Annotated in this window: 12 protein-coding genes and 1 pseudogene; 1 reads left to right on the top strand and 12 read right to left on the bottom strand. The window is 30.9% G+C overall.

Annotated features, from left to right (window positions below; translation table 11 throughout):
• Positions 1 to 1,737: pseudogene (locus ACKI32_RS06875) on the top strand (hypothetical protein); the annotation flags it as partial.
• 41 nt (positions 1,738 to 1,778) lie between these two features.
• Here ACKI32_RS06875 and ACKI32_RS06870 read toward each other — a convergent pair.
• The 12 genes from ACKI32_RS06870 to ACKI32_RS06815 all read right to left on the bottom strand — a co-directional run bounded on the left by ACKI32_RS06870 (position 1,779) and on the right by ACKI32_RS06815 (position 13,292).
• Positions 1,779 to 1,913 (bottom strand): hypothetical protein, encoded by a 135-nt coding sequence (locus tag ACKI32_RS06870; protein WP_407414814.1) that lies wholly within the window; start codon positions 1,911 to 1,913, stop codon positions 1,779 to 1,781.
• A 1,145-nt stretch (positions 1,914 to 3,058) separates the two neighbouring features.
• Positions 3,059 to 3,673: a phosphopantothenoylcysteine decarboxylase gene (locus tag ACKI32_RS06865; RefSeq protein ID WP_407414827.1), complete on the bottom strand. Its 615-nt coding sequence runs from the start codon at positions 3,671 to 3,673 to the stop codon at positions 3,059 to 3,061.
• Between the two features lie 31 nt (positions 3,674 to 3,704).
• A complete protein-coding gene (locus ACKI32_RS06860; protein ID WP_407414812.1) occupies positions 3,705 to 4,214 on the bottom strand; it encodes a flavoprotein in 510 nt (169 codons plus the stop codon).
• Between the two features lie 27 nt (positions 4,215 to 4,241).
• Complete coding sequence (locus ACKI32_RS06855) at positions 4,242 to 4,790, bottom strand: PsbP-related protein (RefSeq protein ID WP_407414810.1); 549 nt, start codon at positions 4,788 to 4,790, stop codon at positions 4,242 to 4,244.
• Between the two features lie 29 nt (positions 4,791 to 4,819).
• Complete coding sequence (locus ACKI32_RS06850) at positions 4,820 to 5,521, bottom strand: endoglucanase (RefSeq protein WP_407414808.1); 702 nt, start codon at positions 5,519 to 5,521, stop codon at positions 4,820 to 4,822.
• A 137-nt stretch (positions 5,522 to 5,658) separates the two neighbouring features.
• Positions 5,659 to 6,465 (bottom strand): prephenate dehydratase, encoded by an 807-nt coding sequence (gene pheA, locus ACKI32_RS06845; RefSeq protein WP_407414825.1) that lies wholly within the window; start codon positions 6,463 to 6,465, stop codon positions 5,659 to 5,661.
• A 36-nt stretch (positions 6,466 to 6,501) separates the two neighbouring features.
• A complete protein-coding gene (locus ACKI32_RS06840) occupies positions 6,502 to 7,302 on the bottom strand; it encodes a CBS domain-containing protein (protein ID WP_407414806.1) in 801 nt (266 codons plus the stop codon).
• 25 nt (positions 7,303 to 7,327) lie between these two features.
• Positions 7,328 to 8,263, bottom strand: a complete 936-nt coding sequence (locus tag ACKI32_RS06835) for a CBS domain-containing protein (RefSeq protein WP_407414804.1) — start codon at positions 8,261 to 8,263, stop codon at positions 7,328 to 7,330.
• A 62-nt stretch (positions 8,264 to 8,325) separates the two neighbouring features.
• Positions 8,326 to 9,024, bottom strand: coding sequence for a 7-carboxy-7-deazaguanine synthase QueE (locus tag ACKI32_RS06830; protein ID WP_407414802.1), 699 nt, complete (start codon positions 9,022 to 9,024; stop codon positions 8,326 to 8,328).
• Positions 9,024 to 9,539, bottom strand: coding sequence for a 6-pyruvoyl trahydropterin synthase family protein (locus tag ACKI32_RS06825; protein ID WP_407414800.1), 516 nt, complete (start codon positions 9,537 to 9,539; stop codon positions 9,024 to 9,026). Before ACKI32_RS06825 ends, ACKI32_RS06830 begins: the two co-directional genes overlap by 1 nt.
• A complete protein-coding gene (locus ACKI32_RS06820; protein ID WP_407414798.1) occupies positions 9,536 to 10,129 on the bottom strand; it encodes a DUF366 family protein in 594 nt (197 codons plus the stop codon). Before ACKI32_RS06820 ends, ACKI32_RS06825 begins: the two co-directional genes overlap by 4 nt.
• Before the next feature lie 100 nt (positions 10,130 to 10,229).
• Positions 10,230 to 13,292, bottom strand: coding sequence for an Ig-like domain repeat protein (locus ACKI32_RS06815; RefSeq protein ID WP_407414796.1), 3,063 nt, complete (start codon positions 13,290 to 13,292; stop codon positions 10,230 to 10,232).
• Positions 13,293 to 13,424: the final 132 nt, after the last annotated feature.

Genomic DNA, 13,424 nt, shown 5'->3' with positions numbered 1-13,424 from the left:
ATATTTACATGTGACTTCATTAACAACACTGCTGCTAAACATGGTGGAGCAATAAACTACAGACAGACTCCACAAAACATTGCATTTAACAGCAATTTCATCAACAACAAAGCATCATATGGGGCCGGAATCAATTTCTTCGAAAACATCGAAAATGCAGAATTTAACGGAGAATTCATTGATAATAATGCTATTTATGGTGGGGCAATTGCTGCTAAATCCGGAGCCATTGAAAACATACTCTTTAAGAACAATATTGCGGAATTTGGTGGAGCAATTTTCTTTAATGGTACAAGTACTGTAGAAAATTGTAATTTTACTAATAATGTCGCTTCCCAATATGGTGGTGCCATATACTCTGAAGAGGGCAAACTAACAGTGTTAAATTCAAAATTCATCAATAACACTGCATATGTTACTGGAGGGACCCTATCTTTTGAAGGAGAAGAATTGTCCATATTTGAATCTGAATTTGTCAACAATACTGCTTTAGATGATTGTGGTGCAATATTTACTTACTCTAACAAAGCAACCATTATTAAATCAAAATTTGAAAGAAATAATGCACCCGAAGTTGGAGCGGTATATGTATCCTGTGGCAATGCTTTGATTAATGAATCAGATTTCATCAGTAATGTCGCAACAGATTTCATTTCAGCAATACTGAATATAGGTAATCTGACTGTTGACAATTGCCAGTTCATTGACAGTTCTGCAGATTCAGGATGCACAATACGCAATGTAATTTATTCTACTTTAACATTGTCCAATTCAATATTTGAAAGCGATTGTCTTAAAGGAAAAACAGTTGACAACAATTACGGAATTTTATACCTGCATAACAACACTATAAATGTTCAATCCAGTGAAATCCACAATTATGGTGGAAACATTACCTCTCCATGCACTGCAATAGTTGTGTCACGCACACCTTTCGTTTATGGGGTTAAAACCAAGTTGATTGCATTCATTAAAGATGACAATGAAAATCTAATTGAAGAAGGTTATTATGTATACTTCAATGTAAACGGCAGTTTGGTTGAGGCAGAATACAATTCAGAAATAAGCGGATATGAAGCGGAATATGTGTTCAATACTTTAGGTTTAGTTGAAATATTCACTGTATGTCCAAGCATCAATATAACTGATAATCAAGGCATTAATGGCACTGTTACTAAATCAACAAAATTAACTGCATCTAGTGTAATTACTACATACAATGTAGTTAAAAAACTTGTTGTTACACTTAAAGATTCTGATGAAGTTTTAGCAAACAAAAAAGTGACAGTTAAAGTGGGTAAAATTTCAAAAACATTGAAAACCAATTCCAAAGGACAAATCTCAGTAGATGTCTCCATTCTAACTCCAAAAGCATATACTGCATCAATTAAGTTTGCAGGAGACAAATACTACAGTTCTTCCAGCAAATCCGTCAAAGTGACTGTTAAAAAAGCAAATCCAAAATTGACTGCGAAAGTGAAATCATTTAAGAAATCAGTTAAAACCAAAAAATACAGCATAACATTAAAAACCAACAAAAACAAAGCCATGAAAAAAACAAAAGTTACTTTAAAAGTTAAAGGTAAAACATATACTGCCAAAACCAACAGCAAAGGAAAAGCAACCTTTAAAATTACCAAATTAACTAAAAAAGGAACTTTCAAAGCAATTATCAAATATAATGGAAACAGTTACTACAACAAAGTAACTAAAAAAGTTAATATCAAAATTAAGTAGATGAAATTCCATCTACTTTCTTTCTTTTTTTAACATTAACATCAAATCATCTGTTGCAAATCTTCCAATTTTGATTGTAGACAATTTTCTTTTTTGGAAATAATGTTCAATTGGTCTTTGATATCTTGTTTTTTGTCTTCATCACGGATGTCTTTTAAAGAGATTGTGTCAGTCAAAAGGGAAACATAGCCACCTATTGTAATTAAAATTGGCCAATTTTAAAAATTAATCTATGCCAAAAATAGAAACACCATCAAAAGAACAAGTAATTCCAAAAGTAACAACATACATTAAATCTAAAGAAAAACAAACAAATTTTTAAATTTTAAATAAAAATCAAAAAGTTCATATAGATTTAATTTTTCATGATCTTGGAAAAAAGAAAGAACATTAATCAATAACTCAAAATGTATACCCCAGATACTCCAATTAATATCAACACCATCGAAATTACATGATAAAAAACATTCAAAAATTTTATCAACTATAACAAATAATCAGTGATGCAACAATACAACCATTCAAAACCCGAACCATATTAAATCCAAAATCAAAATCCACTTAATATCAAAAGAAATATTAAGATAAATTTTTTAAAAATAACCCAATCCTAAAACAAGACCAGTACAAAAAAGGCAATAATGCATTGTCAATACAAGAAAAATTTTTGAAAAAAATCACTTGATTTTCGAGTGATAAACAACTAAAAAATAACTCTGAGAAAATTAAAAAATTACTACAAAATCCGTCAGAAAGTATTACTTAGATACCTTTTTATACTATAAAATTGAATATTTTATATGCTAATGCAAATAAAATAAAAGTTCATTGAAACGTCCTTTAGGTTGATTCACTCTATTGATCACTCCATTTAACTGAAGCCTAAAGGCATGAACTTATTTTATTAAAATACTTATTTTAAACGATTTTATTTTCAAAGATTAATTTGCTTATTTTATTCATAAAAGTATTACTCAAATGAGCTTATAATTGCCTATTAAAATAGTAATGAAATTGAAAATTTAAACCCCTTGTAAGATGACAATGAAATTAATTTTTATTGACTTCAATATTGATAACTAATAATACACTTAAAAATTTAAGATAACATTAAAATTAAAACTCATAGGAAAGACTTTAGTTTTACCCAAAAAATTTAAAGAAATGAAAAACCATATGAAATTTAACTAATGTTAAATTGATTTTATATGTATTTAAATTAAAATTTTTATATAATCTATGAAAATAATTAATTATAAAATTAAAATAAAATAAGATAACATGTGAAAAAATAGTAAATAATAATCACATATAGATGAAACTATAACTTTTGAGAAATTACATCAAAAATCTTTTTAGCAATCTCTCTTTTCGATGCCAATGGAACACTAATCACATCATCATCAACAATTAGCACTTCATTATTATCAGATCCGAAATGACACTCGTTTTTTGATATATCATTTGCAATAACTAAATCCGTTCCAGCAGCTTCAATTTGTTTTCTAGCGCAGGAGATAATCTCTTCTTTTGAAATATTAAATTCTGCTTTAAACCCAACTAAAAATATATCCGGATTAATTTTTTTAACTTGACGAATGATTTTTGTTGTAGGCTTTAAATTTAAAAATAAAGAACTATCCGAATTAATTTTCTTATCATTTAATTGTTTAAACTCAAAATCGGAAACTGCTGCTGTTGAAATGAAAATATCAAAATCGGAAATGAAATCTAAAATCACATCATTCATTTCATTACTTGTTTCAACATTAATGACCTCAAAAACAGAAGGAATATCAACACTAACATTGGCTACAACCAATGTTAAATCTGCCCCCCTAATATAAGCCTCTTTTGCAAGTTCCAAGCCCATTTTACCTGATGATTTGTTAGTAATTCCCCTAACTGAATCAATTGGTTCATAGGTTCCGCCCAAACTAATCAAAATTTTTTTACCTTTAAGCATTTTAATCCTTATTTAAGTTAATGGTTCTTAAAGATTCGAGAACTATATCCTCTTTTGATGGGAATTTTGCTTTACCCTCATCCATACGAGGTTTAATAAACACTGCTGATTTTTCCTCTTTGATTTTATCAATATTTTCCTTAATTGCCTTATACATTGAGTCATGCATTGATGGAACAAAAATAATCGGTGTATCATGGCCATATGCAGTAATCAAAAGAGTAGAAATAGCATCATCAGCTATTTTATGTGCAAATTTAGAAATTGTATTGGCAGTGGCTGGAGCAACTAAGATTAAATCTTCTTGAGAATATTTAACGTGCTCAATTTTACCTGTTAACTTAGTTACAACTTCTTGGCCTGTTGCAAACTCCATTGCATTAGGATGGATAATTTCACAGGCTGCTTTACTCATAAAACATTTTACTTCCACATCATTCCTTCTAAGTTCACGAGCTAATTTGACAGATTCTGTGGCTGCTATACTGCCCGTTACGCATAATATAATCATTAAACACCTCCTTAGTGAAAAAAAGAATTAATTAATTTGAATATCTGTTAGAATATAATCAAAGACATACAAATTACTTTCAAATTGATCTAATGGTGCACTGTATAATAAAACATAAGCTTGTCCACCTTTTTCGAACCAAACTGCCTTATGTTCTTTAACAGTTGTATCATTTTGACTAGAAGTATAAATATATTCCAAAGCTGCCATATCCTTTAGTGTGACTTCACCTGAAGAAATCAACTCGAAAGAAGAATCTTTTGACATGGATTTGTATGTATCATTAACAAAGGTATAAAAATCTCCTTCAAGAGGTTTCTTTTCAATATTAATATTGACCTGACCAACTCCTAAAGCATCAATGGAATCAAGTTTGGAAATTGACATTATTGAGTACTGTGAAGTTGCTTGGGAATAACCCCAATCAGAAGGATAATTAATTACAATACCTCCTTTTGATAGAGATAACATGGTTAAATCAGATGAATCATCTGCATTAACACTTGTAACAATACAACCAATGAACAATAAACACAACATGATTGAAATAACATATTTTAAAACATTACTTTTCATGATTTCACCCCCAATAGAATAATTTAAAATTATTCGTCAGATCCTCCACCATCAGAAGATTGACCTCCACCATCAGAAGGTTCTGATTGACCCCCTCCAGAATCCGGAGAAGGAGTAGGGTCAGAACTAGATCCCCCACCTTGAGAACTACCACCAGAGTCTTGTGAAGTATCTGATGTATCAGTCGTAGTTTCAATATCTTCATCTTCAATTTCAATTTCAGTATCATTTGAAGTATCAGTAACATTTTCAATAATATCTTCATTAAATTCAGGGAACGCCGTATCTTGAACAACAGCAACTACTTCATTACCAGAAACTGAATCGAAATCAAAATTAAAGACACCGTATGCAACACCAACAGTAAAACCAATGACCAACACTAAAATTAAAACTAATTTAAAAGTTCCACTATCCATAGATGATTTCTCTTTTTTATTATATTTTGCATCACCTTTTTTAGGATTAATAATATACTTTTGAACTAAATCTTCTTGTTCCTTTTTATTTTTGGCAGGTTTTTTAGTTCTCTTCTTCCTTTTAGTATCTGAAGAAGGTTTACCTTGCATAGACCTTATTCTTCTAGTAGCCGCTTGTGCATCAATAGAATTAAGTTTATCCTGATATTTAGATTGGAAATAATTATATTTCTCGCGAGAAATTTTTCCAGATTTATAATCAGATTCTAAACTTGCCATGACATTTAGAAGCTTTTCTCTATCGTTTGGCATTTCTACCCTCCCGGAATATTTAATAATTTAGATAAATATAAACTCCGTTAAAAGTGCTTAAACTAAAAATTATCAATTATATAATATAAATGTTATTGCACTATAAGATAGATTTTATTAAAACACCAATTTAAAGTTTACCTAAAACTTGGATAAGAACCTAAAACTTTTAAAAAATAAGTATTTTCAGATATTTCTTTTAAAATATTTTGAATAATCTCATCGTCCTTGTGACCTTCAAAATCAACAAAAAATAAATATTTGCCCAATCCTTTCTTAGAAGGCCTTGACTCAATTTTTGTTAAGTTAATATTCTCTTTTTGGAAAATTCCTAAGATTCTATACAATCCACCAGGCTTATCTTCATAAATTGAAAAAATAATTGAAGTTTTGTCTTTACCAGTAGGTTCCTGATTTTCTTTTGAAAGCACAACAAACCTAGTTGCGTTATTATCAGTGTCTTGAATATTAGCTTTTAAAATTTCTAAATCATATAACTCCACTGTTTTTGCATTACCAATAGCTGCTTTTGACTTATCTCCAATGATGCTTTTAGCAGCACTTGCAGTACTTACTGCATAATGAGGTTGAATATTATTTTGACTAATGAATTCCTGACATTGCGCAATAGCTTGAGAATGAGAATAAACATCTTGGATATCATCCATTGAAGTTCCAGGATTTACAATTAAATTTTGATTTATGGGAATAATAATCTCATTAAATATGTTTAAATCAAATTTATGTGCTAAAGAATCCAATGTGATTCCAACAGGACCTTCAATAGAGTTTTCAATAGGAACAACACCAAAATCTGTTTCTCCATTTGAGACACTTTCCATAACTGCAGGAATAGTACAATATGGAACCAACTCATCACCCATTAAATTTGCAGCTTCATGAGTGAAAGTTCCTTTAGGTCCTAAAAATGAGATTAAAGTAATATTAATTCCTCCAAAAAAAATAAAAAAAAGTGATATTTAAGATTCTAATTTTTCAATTAGTCTTAAAATATCAGTTTGTGTTATAATTCCGACGACTTTACCTTCCTCCACAACAGGCAATCCATTATATCCTGTTTCAATCATGATGTTTGAAACTTCAGATATAGACATTTCTTTTGAAACATATTGTGGGTTAGAGGACATGATATCTTCAACAAGAACCTCTTTGATTTGAGATTTTTGGTGTTTTTCTGGAACATTTTTTCTAAAGTCGATGAATGCTCTCATTAAATCTTTTGAAGTAATCATACCTACAAGTTTATCGTCTTCAACAACAGGCAATCTTCCAACGTGAGCCTCAATCATTAATCTTCTTGCATGAACAAGTCTTTCGGTTGGAGAAACAACAGTCAAATCTTTTGACATAATCTCTTTTACAGTAATTTTATCAAAAGCAATACCAACAGCAAGAGTAACAAAATCTGCTTTTGAAACAATACCTACCATTTCATCTTCACACATGACAGGTACTGAACCAATTCCTTCATCCAACATTAATTTTGCTACATCTGCCAACTGCATTGTTTGAGGAACTGTAAACACATCTTTAACCATTACGGATGAAATATGAAGTCTTGATGCAGGCATACTTTCATATTTTGAAGAACCGAGTTTATTGGCTATATCTCTTTCAGAAATAATTCCAACTAGTTCTTTGTGGTTTGTTACTGGTAAACGAGATACATTATGTTTACGTAACAATTTTAAAGCATCAGAAAGATTTTGATCTTTGTCTATAGTAATTAAATCTTCAGACATCAAATTCTTAATTTGCATATTATCATCTCCTTATTAGTAGTATTTAAACTCTTTTAACTGCGTTTAAAATATCTCTTTCAGTTATAATTCCAATTACATCCCCATCTTTAACAACAGGCACTCCACCAATGTTTTTATCTGCAAATAATTGGCATAACTCACCAATAGTTTCTGTAGGTGGCACTGTAATAGCATCTTCAACCATTATTTCTGAAACAGTTGTTTTTAATACATCAGTTGCCAAATTGGAATTTAAATGATCGAATAATTCTTTAGCATTTAAAAATCTTACAATATCTGTAGATGTGATAATTCCTAATAATTTTTTAGCTGCTTTAGAAATGTCAGCTTCCCCACCAACAATAGGAATTCTTCTTAAACCATTCCTAACCATTATTTTACATGCTCCTTCAAGCGGGGTTCCAGGAGTTGTGTTGAATACTTTTGTACTCATGTAATCTTGTACAGTTTCATTACCAGCCATTCCTGCTAAAGATAATGCAATATCTCTTTCAGTGACAATACCTGCGATTTTTCCATCACCATCAACAAGAGGAATAGCTCCTAATTGATTAGCCAACATTGTTTCAATAGTTTCACCAATTGAAGATTTAGAAGATAATGTAATTAAATCACGTGTCATGATTTCTTTAACTGGTTCATTGATAGCTGCTAAGAAATTGTCTTCGTATTTTTTCTCAATAATGTTGAATTTTTTTCCTCCACCAAAGAAATCTAATATATCCATTACTGTTACAATACCTAATAACTTGCCAGAACCCGGATCAGTGACTGGTAATCTTCTGAATTCGTGTTCCATCATTACTTTAGCAGTGTCTTTGATACTTTTGGAAGGAGGAATTGAAACTACATCTCTAGTTGCAATAGCCATGATGTCTCCTTCTTTATCATGAACTTTTGTTTCACGTTCAACTGCACCTGTGTTTGATTTTCTGTTAATGGATGTTTTATCTTTCATTTACACACCTCAAATTTACAATTGCCCCTCAAAAAAATAAAATCTAATATTAAAAACAAAATTCACTCAATATCCAAAATCTTATGGATTTGAGGAATGGTGGAAACATCAAAATATTGCCCAACAACTTCGGAAAATTCAAATAATTTAAAATTAATGTCTTTCCATTCTCCTAACGGACTAGAAGGTTGGATAATTATTTTAAGGTTGCTTTTGCTTGAAATATTTTGCGATAATTTTTCAACTACCTCTTTAAATGACTCTATTTTTGTTGACGGCAATATAACTACTTTACAATATACATTTATAGACTTCGCCATTAATAAATTTAGTGATTTGATTTCATTTAAAAAAATTGAATTGTCGAAATCTCCATCGAAATGGTCTGGTAACTTAATATCTAAAGATACCATATCTAATTTTTTAATTGAATCGATTTTATCTGGCAAAGTTCCATTAGTCTCAAGCATTATATCCAAATCGAAGTTTTGGCCAACTTCTGATATGAACCCTGGATATAAGCTAGGTTCACCTCCAGTAAATGAGATTGTTCTGCAGTCAGGAGTTAAAAGTTTCCTAATTTCACGGCTAACATCTTCGGGAGTCATTAAAACTCCTGAACTTTCAGATTTACTATCATTGGTGTCGCAATAATTGCAGTTTAAATTACAACCTGCAAACCGAACAAAAATTTGTCTTTCACCTATTAATAGGCCTTCACCCTGAAAGGATGAAAATATTTCAATAATTGGAGCTTTCATTATAATTCTTTCCTGTATTCTGCTCCTTGTCCAATACCCTCATTTACACAGACTGCAACATATTCCAAATTATCATAGGTTTCAGATAGCTTTTTAGCTAAAGTTTCTGCGAAAAACTTAGATAATTCTTCTGCTGAAGTGTAAGGCAATGGTAGAAATACGCAATCCACAGCAGGAATGGAATATCCTTTTCCATCAACCTTAAAGTGGACTGTGAGTTTCTTTTTTAAATCAAAAATTGAATCGTTATCTTTATCGAAATCCTTAATATCGATTAATTTGTTATAAACTGGGATTAGCAATCTGTGGTCAAGTTCATTACAAATTGCCTTAGTATATCCTTTAACATCTTTAAAATCAACTACAAATTCGAAATCTCCTGCCCTTTCACCTTCAATTTCAACATCCACAAAGTAAGAGTGACCATGTATAAAACCACATGATTCATGGCCTGGAATTACATGAGCTGAGGAGAATCTTAAATTTGATTGAATACCATTAACTAAAATTTTCATCCTAACACCTTAGTTTTACTTATATCCTTTTCAATTGTTTCTAATTCATTTATAAATCTAGTTACAGTTTCATTAATTAATTCCAACAAATTATCTTCTGTGAAAATTTGTTCATCATTAACCTTAATATCAAAAAGACCAATGGTTTCAACATCATTTGGAGTTCCCTTATCTTCCAGATTAAGTGCAAAATGTATTTTTGCAGAGCTTAAAGAAACACTGGCTATTGATATGGACAATTTTCTATTATCAACAAAAATATCATCACCTTCACGGGTTGTGGTGACACCTTTTTCTGTTAGAATCTCTCTGAATATCAATACAAGAAGCCTTTGTCTTAAATATGCAACTCTCATATTAGGCGGTTGCTGGTCAAAGAATTCGCAAATGAAATTGACCATATTGTTTGACTTGATTTCAAGGCCAACATCTGCAAAATCTTTTAGATTATCAGGAGTAATGTTAACAGGACCAATCCATGTTATAATTGATGATCCATAAATGCCAAATTCCTGAAACGCCCATGAAGGGTTGATTTGGCTTCCATCATATTCAAAAATTTCATTGATATGCTTATGAGAAATTATCATGATAAAACCTATAATTATTAAATTACCTATTAATATTTAGTTAAAGGTATTAAAAAAAGTATCGTATTTAAAAAGAAAATATAAGTAAATGCATTTGCACTTACTTAATTAGAATTTTAACTTTTTTAATCGCTTTATTATAGTAGTTATTACCTTTGTATGTCACTACAGCATTATATTTACCTTTTTTAGTTAAGTTCTTAATTTTAAATGTTACCTTACCATTGTTGTTGGTTTTGGCAGCGAATGTTTTACCATTAACTTTTAAGGTAACTTTCACCTTTTTAATCGCTTTTCCCTTACTGTTTTTAAGAGTTACTGCATACTTTTTAGTTTTTGTTGAACTTTTGAATGCCTTTGATTTAGCAATGATTTTTGTTTTTTCCTTTTTGATTGTTATTTTAACAGTTTTACTAGCCGTATTGTAGTTTGCATTGCTGGTCTTGATAACAAGATTCTTTTTACCTACTTTTGCGGTCTTGAGCATTTTTGCAGTTAATGTTATTGTTGCAACACCTTTGGAATTTGTGGTGGCTGTTCCTATAGTCTTGCCATTTAATGTGAATGTTACTTTCACACCTGAAACCCAATTATTGTTAACATCTTTAACTGTTACTGAGTATTTTCCGCAATAGTTAATTACATAGGCTTTATTACTAGCAGCGATTGTTAAATTTTGTTTTTCAACATTAAAATCAATGTTTTTGGTTGGTTCGGTGTAGTTCTCACCACCATTGAATACAACATCAGCAGAATAAGAACCAGCATTTAAGTCAGGAATTTCAATTGTTGCGCTTCCATTGTCAACATTTCCTGAATAAATCTCTCCAACAATAATAACAGATATTGTACCGTTATTTAATGGAGCTTTATTTTCATCAACCACATTAGCAGTAACTTTTACAGTTTCACCATAAGTAACATTAACAATGTCTAAAACTGTTAATTGCACAATATGGAATGGTCCAAGATTTTCTGGAGTTACATTATTCAATGCAATTCCTGCATTCTCTTTTAGACTTATATGATATGTTCCAACTGATGCAAGATTGTCATTAAATATGGAATTATTTATTGCTAAATTTCCATGAGATAATATTGCTCCACCATCATCAGCACTATTGTTTTCAAAAATAGATCTGTCAACTGTTCCATTTATGTTAAAGTAGATTGCTCCACCATATTTTGTTTTACTGTTGGCTATTCTTGTGTTTGTTAAAGTTCCTTCACCATTGAAATAAATGGTTCCTCCATTATCACATGCTGTGTTGTTGGCGAAATTACAATCAGTTATTTCCCCGACAGAGTAAATATAAAGTGCACCGCCAGCATATTCCTCAGCGACATTGTTGGTGAAATTACAATCAGTTACTTTTACATTACAGTTAAGATAAATTGCTCCTCCGCTGAATTTTGCAACATTATTGTTGAAATTGGAATTTTTAATTGAACCATTTCCCCATAATTCAATTGCACCACCAGTTCTTGCATTGTTATTTGTGAAATTACAATTGTTTACTTCACCAACACCTGCGACATATACTGATCCGCCATTTTGCGCAGCATTATCATTAAAGTTTGAATTATCTATTTTTCCATCTTCCCAGAAGTAAACTGCTCCCCCATTATATTTTGCAGTGTTGTTAGTGAAGTTACAGTTTGTTACTGTTCCATTATCTTCCAAATCAATTGCACCTCCGTAGAAATCTGCAGTGTTGTTTTCAAAATAAGAGTTGTCAACAGTTCCTTTTTCAGCAAAATAAACTGCACCGGCACTGTATCCTCCATTGTTGTTTGTAAAGATGGAGTTAGATATTGTTCCTTCATTGTTGAAATAAACTGCACCGCCATCCCCATATTCATCAGTGATTTTGTTATTGTCAAATTTACAGTTTATTACTTCACTAATATTGTCAAAATATATTGCAGCGCCAGTTTCCGCACGATTACCCATAAAACATGTGTTTTTAACAACTCCGCTTCCGGCAGCTATTGCACCACCACAAACAGCAGAATTGCCTACGAATTCCCCATTAAATATTACATTTTCAAAGCTTTTAAAGAAATTAACTCCACCACCGATTTTTCCCTTATTGTTAATGAAATTGCTATTGAATGTAATATTGTAGGAAGTTTCCCTATAGTTTACTCCACCACCTGTTTTAGCGGCCGTATTATTAATAAAATCACAGGTAAATACACTATTACTTGACGTATTTTTGAATGTTATTGCTCCACCATTCCCGTTTACATCATCAAGCAAGCCTAAAGCAGAATTGTTGACGAAATAACCTGTGAAAGTATTGTTATTTGTAGTATTGTAAAAAAACATAGCTCCTCCACAGGATTTAGCTACATTGAATCTGAAATCACAATTGAACTTATTATTATTTGCCTTGTTGTAAAAAAAGATTCCAGCACCATAGCCTGCATTGTTATATCTAAAAATGCTTTCAAAAATGTTGTTCTCAGCAAGCTTATAGAAAAATATTGCTCCACCACTTGCCAAATTTGCGGAATTGTTATAAAACTCTGATGCAAATATGTTGTTTCTAGATTCTCCTCTAACAAATATTGATCCACCGACCCTTTCAGCCTTATTGCCTTCAAAATACCCAGTTATTTCAACATCAATAATTGAATCGTTATAGTATATTGCTCCACCATTATTTGCAGTATTATTTATGAATATAGAATTGATTTTACAATTTGAAAAAGCATCTGCAACAAATACTGCTCCCCCAGCTTTAGAAGCAGTATTATTATCAAATACTGAATCCAAAATGTTTAAACCATTAACAGTAAATATTGCTCCGCCATTTTCACTTGAAAACCCATTTACAAATTTAATATTTTTTAAGGTAACGTTGTTTGAAGTTATATAAAATATTCTGGCCTGTCCTGCCCCATCAATAGTGTGTCCATCCCCATCAATTACAATGTTGTCCTTATCTATTATGATGCCATCCCTGTAATCGGAATCGTTATTGTATGTATAATCCTTTTCTAATGTTAGATTTCCACCAGTTGTGATTTTACCAATCTCAACATTTAAATCTGTGAAATTGCCAACTTCACCAGTGCCCTGATAATCTTCCAATACCCCATGATTACTGTCAGTTGCACTTACACATGTCAAACTGGTTAAAACAAATGTAACCAATAAGGCGAAAATAATTTTAGATTTAATAAATATACCCCCCCCATAAATCAAATACTACTATATTTGTTTAAAGATTATAAAAAATTTTTATAAATGCACTGTCTCCATAAACTCAAAATAGATATAAGACTA

The organism is Methanobrevibacter sp., from assembly GCF_045611865.1.
Lineage (GTDB): Archaea > Methanobacteriota > Methanobacteria > Methanobacteriales > Methanobacteriaceae > Methanocatella.
The sequence above is the reverse complement of the archived record's forward strand: the minus strand, read 5'-3'. Positions and strand labels throughout refer to the sequence as shown.